A 13,984-nucleotide genomic window follows, 5' to 3' on the forward strand; every position below is an offset into this window, starting at 1 on the left:
CGGGTCGCTAGCGTTGAGGCATGCCCCTCTCCTCAGCGCAGGTCCTCGCCTTGCGCATGCGCGCCCTCCTGCTCACCGGCGCCGATTCCTCGCCGGGCCCAGGCCGCACCGTTGCGGGCGTCGTGAAATGGTTCGGCGCGATGCAGGCGCAGGATCTGGCGAGCGGGCTGTTCTCGCTCGGGACGCGTATCCCCGGAGCCACCGAGGCCTCCGTCTCTGACGCCCTCGAGCGCAAGGAGGCGCTGCGCACCTGGCCGATGCGGGGCACCGTGCACCTGGTCCCGCCGCGCGACGCGAGATGGATGGTGACGCTCATGGGAGCGAAGCCGCTCGCGGGCGCCGCGAAGCGCCGGGAGACGTTGGGCATTCCCGATGCGACGGCCGACGGCGCCGTGGAAGCGCTAGGCAACGCCCTCGCGGGTGGCAAGCGGCTGACTCGCGCCGAGTGCATCCAGGCGCTGAACGAGGCCGGGGTGTCCACGGCGGGACAGGCCAGCTACCACCTGCTCTGGTACGTCAGCCAGAAGGGTGTCACGTGTCTCGCGCCTAACATCGGCAAGGAGCAGACCTTCGTCCTGCTCGACGACTACGTGCCGAATCCTCACACCCCCGGACGCGACGAGGCGCTGGGAATCCTCGCGCTGCGCTACGTGCGCGGCCACGGGCCGGTCACCGTCAAGGAGATGGCGCGCTGGAGTGGCATGGGGGTGCGCGACTGCCGCGTGGGGGTGGCGGCCGCGGGAGGCTCGATCGTCGAGGTGGAGACAGAGGCGGGGCCGATGCTGGTGACCCCCGAGTCGCTGGACGCCGCCGAGCCCGGCGCGGGGGCGTACCTGACCCTGCCGGGCTTCGACGAGTACATGCTCGGCTACGGCGACCGCTCGCTCATGCTCGACCCGGCGGATTTCCAGCAGGTGGTGCCGGGCAACAACGGAGTCTTCCGCTCGACGCTCGTGCGCGACGGCCGGGCGCTCGGAACCTGGAAGCGGACGATGCGCGCCAAGTCTTGCCTGGTAGACGCCGTCCCGTTCCAGTCGGGCCCGGGCCTGTCCGCGGCCGACCGCGCGGCGTTCGAGGCCGCTTTCGAGCCCTACGCGACGTTCGTCGGCAAGCCAGTCGAGGTGCGCTGGGCCTAGCGGCGCAATGGATGCCTGGCCGCCCGGCCTTTACCTTGCCGCGGTGGCTGCGACCCAGCGGGCGGTGATGCGCCCCTCTTCCCAGTCCCAGCGGCCAGCACGCTCGCCGTCGACGATCGCCAGCGCGACAGCAGCGAAGTCCGCCCCCGGCGGCACGTCAACTGCGAGCATCGAGTAGTGGGCGAACCCCTCGACTCGTAGGCCCAAGACGGTCAACTCATCCGCGACGCCGGCGAGCGTGTCAGGCGAGTGCACGATCAGCCGCAGAGTGCAGTGCTCGGACGGCTCGGCGACCTCGACAAAGACGGGCGTGCCAACGGTCTCAGCACCGGCATCGGCCGGCACGCCGACGCTCCTCGCGATGACGACGTCGTCGACCGCGAGATTCTGCGCAAACCACGGGGCGCTCGCGATGCGGAACCGGTCCCCGCCAAGGCTTATCGCCCGCAGGCTCTCGGTGGCCATGGGCGGCCAGCCCACGTCGTCGGGCGTGAGGACGACGACGACCCTGGCCTCCGGCTCCGTGTCCATCATGCCCAGACGAGGCCCTGCGCTGGGTCGTTCATGACGCGGCCCACGTCGTAGAGCAGGCGCGCGCCGAGCTCGCCGTCCACCAGGCGGTGGTCAAAGCTGAGCGCGAGCATGGTGACCCAGCGGATCTGGATCTCACCCTCGTGGACCCAGGGCTGCTGGCGGATCGCGCCGAACGCGAGAATCGCCGCCTCACCCGGGTTCAGGATGGGCGTGCCGGTGTCGATGCCGAGCGCGCCGACGTTGGTGATGGTGATGGTGCCGTCCGCCATCGCGGCGGGCTGGACTCGACCCGCGCGCGCCTCGGCCGTCAGGTCCTGCAGCTCGACCGCCAGGTCGTGCAGCGACAGGCGGTGGGCGTCCTTGATGTTGGGTACCACCAGGCCACGCGGCGTCGAGGCCGCGATGCCGAGGTTGACGTAGTGCTTGTACACAATCTCGCGAGAGTCGTCGTCCCAGGAGGCGTTGACCTCGGGGTGGCGTCGCACCGCGAGCAGCAGCGCCTTCACCACCAGCAGCAGCGGCGTGACGCGCACGTCCGCGAAGTCCTTGTCCTTCTTGAGCCTCGCGACCAGGTTCATGGTCTCGGTGACGTCGACGGTGAGGAACTCGGTGACGTGGGGCGCCGTGAACGCCGACACCACCATGGCCTCGGCCGTGCGCTTGCGCACCGACTTCACGGGAACGCGGGTGGTGCGCCCGTTGGGAGAGACGGTGCCCGACTCTAGCCACGGCTGGTCGTCGCCGGGGTAGGTCGCGAGCGACTTGGCCGAGCGCGCCTTGGACTGCTCCTCGACGTCGCCGCGGGTGACGATTCCGCCGGGTCCGGAGGGGGTGATGGTCGTGATGTCGATGCCGAGCTCGCGCGCGAGCTTGCGCACCGGCGGCTTGGCCTTGACGGGGTAGTCGCCCGCGTCCTGCTCCCCGCCGATGGGGTCCAGGGCGCCTGCTTCTCGCGGGCGGCGGGTGGCGGAGCCGGCCTTGACGCCGTAGCCCACCAGCACCGCGCCCGATTCGCCGTCCTGCGTCTGGGCCGCGGCCGGCGCCACGGCATCGGCCGGGGGTTCGGTGGTGACGGATGAGTCGGCGGAAGCTGTGTCGGAGGGGTCGTTCTGTGCCGTCGCGGCGGCCGAGTCGGCGCTAGAGTCCGCACCGGACTGATCCGCGGCAGGGGCCGCGGGCGCTCCGGTCGGGTCGACGTCGATCTCCACGATCGCGACGCCCACCTCGACGGTGTCGCCCTCGACCGCGAGCAGCTTGGTGACCACGCCATCGAACGGGCACGGCAGCTCCACCAGCGACTTGGCGGTCTCGATCTCGACCAGCGGCTGGTTGACCTCGACGGTGTCGCCCACGGCGACGCGCCAGGTGACGATGTCCGCCTCGGTCAGGCCCTCGCCCGCATCGGGCATCTTAAATTGCTCAAAGGTCGGCATCCGTGGCTCCTTAGTGCGTCATCACGCGGTCAACGGCGTCGAGTACGCGGTCGAGGTTCGGCAGGTACTCGTGTTCAGACGTAGCCCCAGGGTAGGGGGTGTGGAAGCCTCCGACGCGGAGGACGGGGGCGTGGAGGTGGAAGAAGGCCTGCTCGTTGACCCGAGCGGCGACCTCGGCGCCCACGCCAAACGTGGTGACCGCCTCATGCGTCACGACGACGCGCCCGGTCTTCTTGGCCGACTTCACCACGGCCGCGGTGTCGAGCGGGGAGATGGAGCGCAGGTCGATGACCTCGACGCTGGTGCCGGACTGGGCCGCGAGCTCCGCCGACTGCAACGCCAGGCGGACGGTCGGGCCGTACGCCACCAGGGTGACGTCGGTGCCCTCGCGGGCCACGCGGGCGCGGCCGATGTCCACGGTGGCCGCGGCCTCGGACAGCCGGGAGGCGACGGCGCCCGTGTTGACCTCGCCCTTGTCCCAGTAGCGGGCCTTGGGCTCGAAGAACATGACGGGGTCGGGCGAGGCGATGGCCTGCTGGATGCCGTCGTAAGCATCCTGCGGGGTGGCCGGGGTGAAGATCCGCAGCCCGGGGGTGTGGGCGAACAGCGCCTCGGGGCTCTCGCTGTGGTGCTCGATCGCGCCGATTCCGCCGGCGTAGGGCACGCGGATGACGACCGGCAGGCTGATGTTGCCCTGCGAGCGGTAGTGCATCTTGGCGAGCTGCGTGGTGATCTGGTTGAACGCGGGGAAAATGAAGCCGTCGAACTGGATCTCGAGCACGGACCGGTAGCCGCGCATGCCCAGGCCAATTGCGGTGCCGACGATGCCGGACTCCGCCAGCGGCGTGTCGACCACGCGGTCGTCGCCGAAGTCGGCGTGCAGCCCGTCCGTGACGCGGAACACGCCGCCGAGCGCGCCGATGTCCTCGCCCATCAGCAGCACCTTGGGGTCGCGCTCCATCGCGGCGCGCAGGCCGGCGTTGATGGCGCCGGCCATCGTCATGGTAGTGGTCGTAGGAGTTGCGTCGCTCATCAGGCCTGGACCTCCGCGTCCGCAAATGACTTTTGATAGCGGTCGAACCACGCACGCTCGGCGTCCACGGTGGAGTGGGGCTGCGCGTAGACGTGGTCGAACATCTCGCTGGCGTCGGGCTTTGCCCAGCCGCGCACGGCCTCGCGGGTGCGGACGCCTAGCGCCTTGCCTTCCGCCGCCACGGCGTCGCGGAATTCGTCGGGCAGTTCGCCGATGCTCTCAAGGTAGGTGGTGAGGCGGGCGATGGGGTCGCGCTCCGCCCAGTACTCCTCGTTCGTCTTGGCGCGGTAGCGCGTGGGGTCGTCGGAGGTGGTGTGCGCGCCCATGCGGTACGTGAGCGCCTCGACGAACACGGGACCCTTGCCGGAGCGCGCGTGCTCGAGCGCCCACTGGGTGACGGCATGGCTCGCGATGACGTCGTTGCCGTCCACTCGCACCGACGGCATGCCGAAGCCCTTGGCGCGGTCGGCGAGCGGAACCTTGGACTGGCGGGTGACGGACTCGGAGATGGCGAACTGGTTGTTCTGGCAGAAGAACACGATGGGCGCGTTGTTGACGGAGGCGAAGGTCATCGACTCTGCGATGTCTCCCTGCGACGTGGCGCCGTCGCCGAAGTAGCAGACCACCGCGCCGTCCTCGTCGGGGTTGCCGCTGGCGACGAGGCCGTCGCGGTCGAGGCCCATGGCGTAGCCGGTGGCGTGCAGCGCGTGAGCGCCGATGACCAGCGTGTAGAGGTGGAAGCCATGCTCGTTGGGCACCCACGAGCCGTGCTCCAGCCCGCGGAAGATGCGCAGGATGCTGGGCAGGTCGACGCCGCGGGTCATCGCGACGCCGTGCTCGCGGTAGCTGGGGAAGACAAAGTCGGGGTCGCGAAGCGCGTGGCCCGAGCCGATCTGGGCGGCCTCCTGGCCATAGGACTGGACCCATAGGCCCAGTTCGCCTTGGCGCTGAAGGCTCATCGCCTCCATGTCCCACGCGCGCAGAACGTTCATGTCGCGCCAGAATCCCCGCAGGTCCTGAGGGGTCAGGTGCTCCGCGTAAGGCGAGAACTGGGCGTGCTCGTGGCGCGCTCCGTGAAGATCGAGGAGCCTGACTAGGCCTTCCTCGGACAGTGGGCCGATGGCGTCCACGTGTGCCTCCCTTGCGTGGCGGCGACCGAAGCCGTCGCGCTGGTGGGTGTCAGGGCACATCAAACCGTGCCCCGCGTTGCTAACTTACGCAAGCGTAGGCTACGGAACCGTAGGTTCGCAAGGGTTAGGCGTCAAGCCCGCCCAGATCAGGCGGTCAGTCGGGCAATTTTGTGCTTGGCCGGCGGGGCCGGTCGCCGCGGACGAGCAGCGCTCTGATCGCGAGCGCGGGTCGCAAGACAAGTGCGGTCAACCACCGTCGCCACCGCTCGTCGGAGCGACCCAGGGCCTGCGACCGCACCCGCAGGCGCCGGATCCGCCCGCGCGCGCCGTCCGGGGCCTTGGAGTGCGGGCGGCTGGCTCGCAGGCTCTCGAGCAAGGCGCGGTCCTCGGCCAAGCACGTCACCGCGTCGACCCAGTTGGATTCGTGGGCCTCGTGAAAATAGTTGTCGTGCTTCCATGCCGTGTCCACCTGGGGGAAATCCAGGCGCGCAAGGCGGTCGAGGTCTCCCCACAGACCGCTGCCGCGGAAGACCTCATTGAGGTTGAGCGCCGACACCCCAAAGTCGCCCAGGACCATGGTGGGCACCGCGGCGCCGACGGCCTCCAGTGCCGCCGTCGAGCTCACCGTGACGAGTCCCCTCGCGCCCTCGAGGTGCTCACTCAGCGGCCCCTGGACAAAGCGCAGGTTGCGCGGTCGCTCGACTCGCAGCTGCCGTGCGAGCTCGGGGTAGGACGCGAACTCGCTGTGCGTCTGGGCCTCACCCTCCTCCCCGCGCAGCTTGACTAGCACCGGAACCGAGGGGTTCTCCACCGCGGTGCGCACCAGTCCGTCCAGAAGCGTCACTCGCTCCGCGCGCGTGGAGGGGACCAGTGCCTGGGGCGCGAAGATGATCGCGCCGGCTCCGCGGGTCGCCGCCGGGGCGGCCGGTGCGGCCGATGCGTCGGAGAGAGTGTGGCGCCGGGTCGGGGAATGGGCCTGGACCTGGGAATGGGTCGGGACCTTAGCCAGGGCAGACCCAGACACGTCGGCCTCCGATTCATGCCAGTGAGGGCGGACCGGCCGTTCCCCCTCGATCAGCGCCGCGAGCGCAACCTGCGGCCCGCCGCTGGGGTTTGCGGCATCCACGGCCTCGCGCTCCCGGCGGCTGTGCACTACCAGGAGATCAACGTCGGCGCGGAAGTCGAGCCCGCGGCGAGTGGGGGGGAACCAGAGCCCCGGAATGCCGGCGACCACGGCCGGCCGCTGGGACATCTGTCCGAGTACCTCCTCGAACAGAAACTCGATCAGCGGACCGCGACAGGCGAGGAGCAACACGTCCAGGCCTGCGTTAATCCGTTCCTCGGCGGCGGCGACGGAAATCACCGGGACGTCGACCCATCTGCCGGCCACGGCATCGGCCCGTTGGCGCGCGCTGGGAGTGACCGCGTTGGCGAGGACGGCGACCTCGACCCGCCACTCGGAGGGCAGCTCGCGCGCCCGGGTGACCGCCCATTTCAGATACGAGTCGGAGTCAGCGAGCACCAGGACTCTCACATCGCACCCCTGGCGAGCGCGTCGTCGACCAACTCAAGGTTCGTCGCCACGCTCAGCCTCCTAGAAGGCGGCGCCACTTGCGCGGCAGGGACCTCGACAGCCGCCGCGCCTCACGCGCGGCGCGGCTCGGCAGGAAGCGCCCCGGAAGATTAAGGGCGGTGAGACGGCGACGATAGAAGTAGCGCATGCGCTCGGCGGCTGACATCTCCTCCAGCGTGGCGATCGCCTCATCGCGCCGGTGATCGAGGTTGTTGGCCTGCATCGCGTAGGCGACCGCCACTACCAGCCGCTGAAGGGCCGCGACGTCCTGGTAGCGATCCCCGCGCTGGGTCACCGCGTCGATGATCGTGACGGGAATTCGGTTGCTGTTCTGGTACGGCGTCAGGCTGCCGAGCAACGCTTGCGTGCCCCACGACTCGATTGGCACATCGAACAACGCCCGGCCCGTGACGAGGGCCGTCGAGAAGCTGGCGACCAGAATCACTGCTGGCACCCGAGCCAACACCACTTCGGCGGGCATCCCGTCCTCCCAGGCGATGAACTCCGCCCCCCATCCCTCAACGGCCTCGCGGTAACTCGTGAGCAGCGCGGGGGAAGCGGCCGGGTGCGGCTTGAAAACGATGCGTAGCGCACCACGGTCGTAGGCGGTGCGCAGCATTTCCACATGCGCGAGCTCCTCCTCCTCGGCCGTCCACAGCCCCAGGGTGGCGAGGTACTGCCCCAGGACCAGGCCGGTCGGCTTGGGCGACGGCGCAATGACCGCGTCTATCAGCGGACCGCACTCCTCGAGCATGTCGTCGACCACCCTGCGGAAGGCCGGAAGGGCCACCACGGTGGTCGGCACGTCCACCTCCTCAAAGAGCAGTGGCCGCAGGCCAGGGATGAGGTCGAGGTAAACCAGCTCGGAGATTCGGCGACCGACGGCCGGGGACTGCCGGGTGCGCGTGGGACCAAAACTCATGAGCCCCTCGCTCAGCACCACCAGCTCGCTGTCGCCAAAGATCCTCGCGAGGCTCGCGGCCGGGGGCACGTGAAGCGACTCCGCGACTAACTGAATGGTGCTGTCGCCCAGCCCCCAGACGGCCCGAAAGTGCCTCTGATGCATCTCGAGGTCGTCGTTGAGCGGCCGCCAACTACTGGGATGCGCGTGCACCAGGGTCTCGTTCAGGTCGACGATGCGATCAAAGCGGGCGAGCACCGCGGCGGCACCGGGAATCGCCGACAGGCTCTGCACCACCTCTGGAATCGCGGCGTTGTTACTGACCACCAGAACGCGCTCGACGTCCGGGGCTCCCAGGAGTCCCTCGTCGAGGGCGGCTGCGGCCGTCATCGCGCTGAACAGGGTCGACGCCATCACTAGCTGAATCATCGCGGCACACTCCTACGGATCGCTGGGTCGACAAACTCTTGAAGGACGGACCGGCGCAGCGGCGAGATCTCCTGCCACTGCTGCCTTAGCGGCTCCTGGGGAACGAGCGACAGCAGCTCCCTGACGCCGACGCGCAGTTCGCGCCGCAGCGACCGCGGCATGCGATCGGAGCGTTGGACGTGGTGCGCGGCGATCGCGGTCAGCTGCCTCAAGAACTTGGGCATGTACAGCGCTGCCTCATCGTCCGAATCGACCACCTCGAGGGCTTGCCGGTAGGCCCGGATGAAGTGCAGTTGACGGGCGTCGTAGATCTGGGTGAGGGAGGTGATGCTGCCGCGGCGGTAGAAGATCTCGGGGGCGTGGACGACCGCAAAGCGCTCCGCCCTCAGGTGGAGCCGCCAGATCCAGGGCCGGTCCTCGGCGGTGTACAGCCCGTCCTCGAAGTGAAGCAGCCCCCGGTCGAGCAGCTCGCGGTCGAACATTCCTGCCCACGCATACGGGTAGTCCACCATCGACTCATGGTCGTACGGGAGGATCGCGTCCCGGGCCGGCACCACGGTTCCCCGCGGGAAGTGGGGAGCGCGGTGCAACACCCGCGAGTGCCCTCGGGCCACCACGTGGTCCGTGCGAATGAAGTCGCACTGAAGTGCGTCGAGGCTGCGGGCGAGCGAGGCCAGTCGACCCGGCGCCATCCAGTCGTCGCCGTCGAGAAAGACGATGCGCTTGCCCTGCGCGGCGTCCAGCCCAAGGTTGCGGGCCGACGCGAGGCCAACAGGGCGCTCGTTCTCGATGACCTTCAGGCCGGGCAGCCGCGAGGAGAAGTGCCCGAACACCTCGGCCGTGCGGTCCGTGGATCCGTCGTTGACGCCGATGACCTCGAGCTCGGGAAGCGTGTCCAACTGACGCACCAGGCTCGCGAGAGTGACGGCAAGGACATCCTCGCCATTGAGCACGGGGACGATGACGGTGACGTCTGGGCGCGTCACCACGGTGCACTCAACTCAAAGCGCTTGGGCTGCGGCGCGCACGCCACAGCCCAAGCACCGGAGGTTCCGCGTAGCCGTGGGTCGCTACGCACCAACGCGACGGAGCTTGCTCAACGGAGCCTGCTCGCCCGGGAAGACGCGCTTCACGCCGTCGCCCAGGCCGGTCTCGATGATGCGAATGTCGCGTACCAGGTGGTCGAGTCCCTGCGGCTCGAGCGAGGCGGCGTGGTCGCTGCCCCACATCGTGCGGTCGAGAGTGATGTGGCGCTCGACGACGCACGCGCCCAAGGCGACCGCTGCGAGCGAGATCTGCAGACCCGGCTCGTGGCCCGAGTAACCCGTGGGGAGGCCATAGCGCTCCTTGAGGGTCGGAATCATGCGCAGGTTCGCCTCTTCCGGGGGCAGCGGGTACGTCGAGGTCGCGTGCAGGATGACCAGGTTGTCCGTGCCGAGGGTCTCAACGGCGGCGTCAATCTGCTCGATGGTGGACATGCCCGTGGACAGGATGACCGGCTTGCCGGTCTCACGGATCTTGGCGAGCATCGACAGGTCAGTGACGGAGGCCGAGGCGATCTTGTAGGCCATCGCGTCGCGCTGCTCGAGGAAGTCGACCGAGGGCTCGTCCCACGGGGAGGCGAACCAGTCCATGCCCTTGGCGTGGCAGTACGCGGCGATCTGGTCGTACTCTTCCTTCTCGAACTCCACCTTGTAGCGGTACTCGAGGTACGTCATGGTGCCCCACGGGGTCTCGCGGGGAGTGTCCTTCATGTGCTCCGGCGTGGAGATCTCCGGGGTGCGCTTCTGGAACTTGACCGCCTGGCAGCCCGCGTGCGCGGCGACATCTATCAGCTGGAGCGCAGTCTCGACGCTGCCGTTGTGGTTGAGGCCGATCTCGGCGATCACGTAAACGGGGCGTCCGGGGCCAATCTGGTTGGATCCGATGGTGACAAATTCAGACATTGCTGGGACTCCTTCCGGCGAGGATCGCCTCCGCGAGTTCGCGAAGCGCTCCGCGCCCACCGTCCCGAGTCAGCGTGATCCGGGCGGCATTCTTGGCTAATGGATGGGCATCTGGCACTACCACGGGCCACCCCACAATCTCGAGGCAGCCGATGTCATTTACATCATTACCGACGTAAATCACCCTCGACAGCGGTATGTCCTGTTGTTCACTCCACCGCCGTAGAACGTTCACCTTCTCGTCTATCCCGTACACCGTTTCGATACCTAACTTGCGGCCGCGGGCCTCGACCACGGGGTTGCGCTCCTTCGACAAGATCAGCATCGGGAACCCCGCGTCGCGAAGCATTGCGAGCCCCATGCCGTCCGACCGGCTCACCGTGACCGACTCGACGCCGTCCTGAGACACGTGGACCGAATCGTCGGTGTGGACGCCGTCAAAGTCCATGACGAGCGCATCGGCGTCGATCATGGGATTCGGGTCAAGCACCGACGCGAGCGCGCGGGCCATCTCCAATTCCGCGGGCTCGTCAATCTCCAGGCCGGAGGAGGCTGAGACCTCCTGGATCCCCACGCGCCCAAAGAACCGAAAGCCGCTGCGCTCGAATCCCAAGGCGTCCATCACGTAGAACGCGCCAGTCTCCTGGAAGTGCGGCTCGCGGTCCTGGCGCCGGGGCCGGAACGAGTGGTCGTGATTGACGCCCTGCGCGCCTGTCCCCGAGTCCCTCCACAGGAACGCGTAGGTCTGGGACGCGGAGAACACCACGTCCTCGGCACCCGCCTCCACCCGCACCACGGCCTCGTTCAGCGCGCCGGCGTCGATGAAGGGGGAGGTCGCCTGCAGGAACGCCACCGTGGAGACCTCGACGCCGCCGGCCCGAATCTGGCCGAGGGCGTGCAGCACGGCGTCCTCCGAGCTCGCCAAGTCCCCGGCGATCGCGGCGGGGCGAGCGACGACCATCGCGCCCGCTGCGCGCGCGACGTCCGCGATGGCCTCGTCGTCCGTTGACACGTACACGGCGCCGATGCGGGGGGCGGCGAGCGCGGCGAGCACCGCGCGCGCGACCAACGGCACTCCGCCCACGCGGGCGACGTTCTTGCCGGGAACGCCCTTGGAACCGCCACGGGCGGGGATGATGGCGACTGCGATGGGCTCAGACACTCGAGTCCGCTCCTTTAGTTGATTGAATCCGGCGCAGGGTGGTGCGCAGCGCCTCGTCGGCTCGCTTGGTCAGCCACTCCTCCGGAACCGGGCAGACCCTGATCTCGACCCCTTCGGGCAGGATGTTCCTGAGGGTGGCGACCACACTCGAGGGCAGCGTCACCACGGTATGAAGCTCGCGCGACGAGGCCAGCACTATCTCGATCGGCAGCGCGGCGGTGCGAACCTTCAGGCCCTTGATCTCCTGGTATCGCTTGAGGCTTTTCGCCTTCTCCCGGCGGTGCGGGAAGTACACCCCGGCGCCGGAGTCCGCCTGGGCTCGCACCCACTCCCGGTACGGCCCGCCCTTGACGTACCCGTCGTCGTGAAGGGCGCTACCGAGCACCACTGTGTGCATCGCATCGTCATCCTTGACGAACTTGGTCTTGCGCACCCACCGGTAGCGATTGTGCAGAATCTTCGCGCCGGCACTGCCGACGGCGAGCAGTTCGTCGTCGTCCGAATAGGCGCTGAAGATGCTCAGGCCACCGATGGACACAGTGTGATGAAGGTGCCTCGACGCGAGCGCGCCGAGGCGGCGCGAGACCCAGCGCTCGTTCCGACCGTGACGTGCCAGCGGGCGACACTCGCGCACCTGCTCCGCGAAGTTCAGCATGGCCGAGCCGTCATCCACCACCACCAGGTCACGGACGCCTGTGAGCGCGACGGCAAGCCGAAACTGGCCCGAGTAGGCGTCGCCAATCAGCCTATTGCGCGCGAGCAGGAAGGGCGACAGGTAGGCGAAGTTCCAGACGCCCGCGATCTCGACGTGCTCCGGCAGGTGTGGCTCCAGGACATCTGCCGTGGACTGCAGTTGCTTCGCGTGCGCGCGCATGCAGATGCGCAGCGGCTCCCCGGTCGCCGCGGCGTGCTCGACCGCATTGACCAGCTGAAGGGGTGACTCCACCCAGGCGACACGCGTCATGGTCGCCATCGCACCACACGAATCTGAACGCGCGGTTAAAAACCCGTGACGGTCAGGCGCTGACTACTTTGAGGCCTGGTAAGCCTTCACTACCTCTTTGGGATCGCCGTCCATCTTGAGGTTGCCGTGGTCAATCCAGATCACGCGCGTGCACGTGTCAAGGATAGAACGCATCGAGTGGCTCACCAGGAAGACCGTTCCGGCCTGCTCGCGCAGGTCGCGGATGCGCTGCTCGGACTTGTCGCGGAAGGCCTTGTCCCCCACCGCGAGCGCCTCGTCGACCAGCAGAATCTGGTGGTCACGAGAGATGGCGATGGAGAACTTTAGGCGTGCCTGCATGCCCGACGAGTAGGTCTTCATGGGCAGGTCGATGAACTCCTGGAGCCCGGAGAATTCCACGATGTTGTCGAACTCCGCCCTAGACTCCGCCCTGGAGTGACCCATCGCCAGCGTGCCGAGCATGACATTCTTCTCGCCAGAGAGGTCGGGAAGAAGCGCCGCGTTCACGCCCAGGAGCGCGGGGCGGCTCGTCGCGTAGACGGCACCCTTGGTTGCGGTGGTGAGTCCGGCGATGGTCCGCATCAGGGTGGACTTGCCCGAACCGTTGTGGCCGATCACTCCCACGCTCTCGCCTTCGCGCACGGAGAACGAGACTCCCTTGAGCGCGTTGACAACGCGGATGCCGCGCTGGCGCTTGAAGAGCGACCCACCGTTGGCGAGCGCCTTGCCGGAGGCATGCGTGCGGTAGTCGACATGGACGTTGCTGACCACGACGATGGGGGGGCCGAGTTTCGGCGGCGTGTTGACGATGCCCTCAGTCACGGCCGTACCTCTCCTCGGCGCGCCAGAAGAAGACAACGCCAATAACCAGTAGCGATACCGAGGCGATAACCGACACCCACCACATCTCCGGCGAGACCTCGGTCCCAGCGAGCATCTGAGCTCGCACCAAACTAATGAAGTCGTGAACGGGGTTGAGCTGCACAATCCTGAGTAGTTCTGGCTTGTCTGCGAGTACCTGGTCGAGCGAATAGAAGATTCCGGACGAGTAAAAAAGGATGCGCGTGACAAGAGGAATAATCTGGGTCACGTCGCGCATGTGAACTGTCAGGCGGGCGGAGATGAGCGCCACCCCCATGTTGAACATGGTCATCAGGGCGAGGATCACTGGCACCAGCAGCCACGACCAGGTAATCGGCTCTCCAAAGACCACCACGATGATGGCCATGACAGCCATGATCGGCACGAGCTCGAAGATCTGCTGCATGATTGACGCAAGCGGCAGCAACATGCGCGGAAAGTTGAGGCTCCGAACCAGCGCCGCGTTTGAGGTGATCGACTTCGCACCAGCAGAAAAGGACTTCGAGAAGTACTCAAATACGAAAACCCCGATCACCAAGAACGGGATGAAGTTATCCTCGGGCCGCGAAGTGCGGGGCATGATCAGGCCAAATATCGTCCCAAAAATGATTACCGTGAAGATCGGTCGGATTACGATCCAGCCGAGTCCCAGTCGGTTCTCGCTCATTGTCGCCTGGATGCGGAATCTAGCAAGCGTGTACGCGAAGTGGCGGCGTACCCACAGTTCCTTGAGGTATTCGCCCAGGGGCGCTCGGGCACCTACGCGTTCAAGGCCGGCGTCGGCGGCGATCTTCTCGTAATCGATGTCCGTCACAGGGTGCCCCCCTCAAGACCCAACGCTCGCGCGCAGGCGCGTTGCGTCGTCTGTGTCATTTGGGGCAC

The 13,984-nt window shown here is 67.7% G+C and carries 13 protein-coding genes; 1 reads left to right on the forward strand and 12 read right to left on the reverse strand.

The window, feature by feature from the left end; genetic code table 11:
• Positions 1-20: 20 nt before the first annotated feature.
• A complete protein-coding gene (locus ACQU6B_RS12875) occupies positions 21-1,136 on the forward strand; it encodes a winged helix DNA-binding domain-containing protein (RefSeq protein ID WP_430867940.1) in 1,116 nt (371 codons plus the stop codon).
• 30 nt (positions 1,137-1,166) lie between these two features.
• On the opposite strand, the gene ACQU6B_RS12880 is transcribed toward ACQU6B_RS12875, so the two are convergent.
• The 12 genes from ACQU6B_RS12880 to ACQU6B_RS12935 all read right to left on the reverse strand — a co-directional run bounded on the left by ACQU6B_RS12880 (position 1,167) and on the right by ACQU6B_RS12935 (position 13,916).
• The gene (locus tag ACQU6B_RS12880; protein ID WP_430867941.1) at positions 1,167-1,670 is read right to left on the reverse strand and encodes a DUF4265 domain-containing protein; all 504 of its coding nucleotides are present in this window, start codon (positions 1,668-1,670) and stop codon (positions 1,167-1,169) included.
• A complete protein-coding gene (locus tag ACQU6B_RS12885) occupies positions 1,667-3,103 on the reverse strand; it encodes a dihydrolipoamide acetyltransferase family protein (protein ID WP_430867942.1) in 1,437 nt (478 codons plus the stop codon). Before ACQU6B_RS12885 ends, ACQU6B_RS12880 begins: the two co-directional genes overlap by 4 nt.
• Positions 3,104-3,113: 10 nt before the next feature.
• The gene (locus ACQU6B_RS12890; protein WP_430867943.1) at positions 3,114-4,136 is read right to left on the reverse strand and encodes an alpha-ketoacid dehydrogenase subunit beta; all 1,023 of its coding nucleotides are present in this window, start codon (positions 4,134-4,136) and stop codon (positions 3,114-3,116) included.
• Complete coding sequence (locus ACQU6B_RS12895) at positions 4,136-5,266, reverse strand: thiamine pyrophosphate-dependent dehydrogenase E1 component subunit alpha (protein ID WP_430867944.1); 1,131 nt, start codon at positions 5,264-5,266, stop codon at positions 4,136-4,138. Before ACQU6B_RS12895 ends, ACQU6B_RS12890 begins: the two co-directional genes overlap by 1 nt.
• 154 nt (positions 5,267-5,420) lie before the next feature.
• Entirely contained in the window at positions 5,421-6,800 is a 1,380-nt protein-coding gene (locus ACQU6B_RS12900; RefSeq protein ID WP_430867945.1) for a DUF6716 putative glycosyltransferase, read from the reverse strand.
• A gap of 52 nt (positions 6,801-6,852) precedes the next feature.
• The gene (locus ACQU6B_RS12905; RefSeq protein ID WP_430867946.1) at positions 6,853-8,169 is read right to left on the reverse strand and encodes a polysialyltransferase family glycosyltransferase; all 1,317 of its coding nucleotides are present in this window, start codon (positions 8,167-8,169) and stop codon (positions 6,853-6,855) included.
• Positions 8,166-9,158 carry a glycosyltransferase family 2 protein gene (locus tag ACQU6B_RS12910; protein ID WP_430867947.1) on the reverse strand — a complete coding sequence of 331 codons (993 nt, stop codon included), beginning with the start codon at positions 9,156-9,158 and terminating at the stop codon, positions 8,166-8,168. Before ACQU6B_RS12910 ends, ACQU6B_RS12905 begins: the two co-directional genes overlap by 4 nt.
• Positions 9,159-9,239: 81 nt before the next feature.
• The gene (locus ACQU6B_RS12915; RefSeq protein ID WP_430867948.1) at positions 9,240-10,115 is read right to left on the reverse strand and encodes an N-acetylneuraminate synthase family protein; all 876 of its coding nucleotides are present in this window, start codon (positions 10,113-10,115) and stop codon (positions 9,240-9,242) included.
• On the reverse strand, positions 10,108-11,277 hold the full coding sequence (locus tag ACQU6B_RS12920; protein WP_430867949.1) for a cytidylyltransferase domain-containing protein: 1,170 nt from the start codon (positions 11,275-11,277) through the stop codon (positions 10,108-10,110). The genes ACQU6B_RS12915 and ACQU6B_RS12920 overlap by 8 nt, the downstream gene beginning before the upstream one ends.
• Complete coding sequence (locus ACQU6B_RS12925; protein WP_430867950.1) at positions 11,270-12,250, reverse strand: hypothetical protein; 981 nt, start codon at positions 12,248-12,250, stop codon at positions 11,270-11,272. The genes ACQU6B_RS12920 and ACQU6B_RS12925 overlap by 8 nt, the downstream gene beginning before the upstream one ends.
• Positions 12,251-12,304: 54 nt before the next feature.
• A complete protein-coding gene (locus ACQU6B_RS12930; protein ID WP_430867951.1) occupies positions 12,305-13,063 on the reverse strand; it encodes an ABC transporter ATP-binding protein in 759 nt (252 codons plus the stop codon).
• Positions 13,056-13,916 (reverse strand): ABC transporter permease, encoded by an 861-nt coding sequence (locus ACQU6B_RS12935; protein WP_430867952.1) that lies wholly within the window; start codon positions 13,914-13,916, stop codon positions 13,056-13,058. Before ACQU6B_RS12935 ends, ACQU6B_RS12930 begins: the two co-directional genes overlap by 8 nt.
• Between the last annotated feature and the right edge of the window lie 68 nt (positions 13,917-13,984).

The organism is Demequina aurantiaca (assembly GCF_050598105.1).
GTDB classification, from domain to species: domain Bacteria; phylum Actinomycetota; class Actinomycetes; order Actinomycetales; family Demequinaceae; genus Demequina; species Demequina aurantiaca_A.

Bases quoted from the DNA above. Each gene is read 5' to 3' on its own strand.
- ACQU6B_RS12875 (WP_430867940.1), top strand. From the start codon at position 21: ATGCCCCTCTCCTCAGCGCAGGTCCTCGCCTTGCGCATGCGCGCCCTC.
- ACQU6B_RS12880 (WP_430867941.1), bottom strand. From the start codon at position 1,670: ATGATGGACACGGAGCCGGAGGCCAGGGTCGTCGTCGTCCTCACGCCC.
- ACQU6B_RS12885 (WP_430867942.1), bottom strand. From the start codon at position 3,103: ATGCCGACCTTTGAGCAATTTAAGATGCCCGATGCGGGCGAGGGCCTG.
- ACQU6B_RS12890 (WP_430867943.1), bottom strand. From the start codon at position 4,136: ATGAGCGACGCAACTCCTACGACCACTACCATGACGATGGCCGGCGCC.
- ACQU6B_RS12905 (WP_430867946.1), bottom strand. From the start codon at position 8,169: ATGATTCAGCTAGTGATGGCGTCGACCCTGTTCAGCGCGATGACGGCC.
- ACQU6B_RS12915 (WP_430867948.1), bottom strand. From the start codon at position 10,115: ATGTCTGAATTTGTCACCATCGGATCCAACCAGATTGGCCCCGGACGC.
- ACQU6B_RS12925 (WP_430867950.1), bottom strand. From the start codon at position 12,250: ATGGCGACCATGACGCGTGTCGCCTGGGTGGAGTCACCCCTTCAGCTG.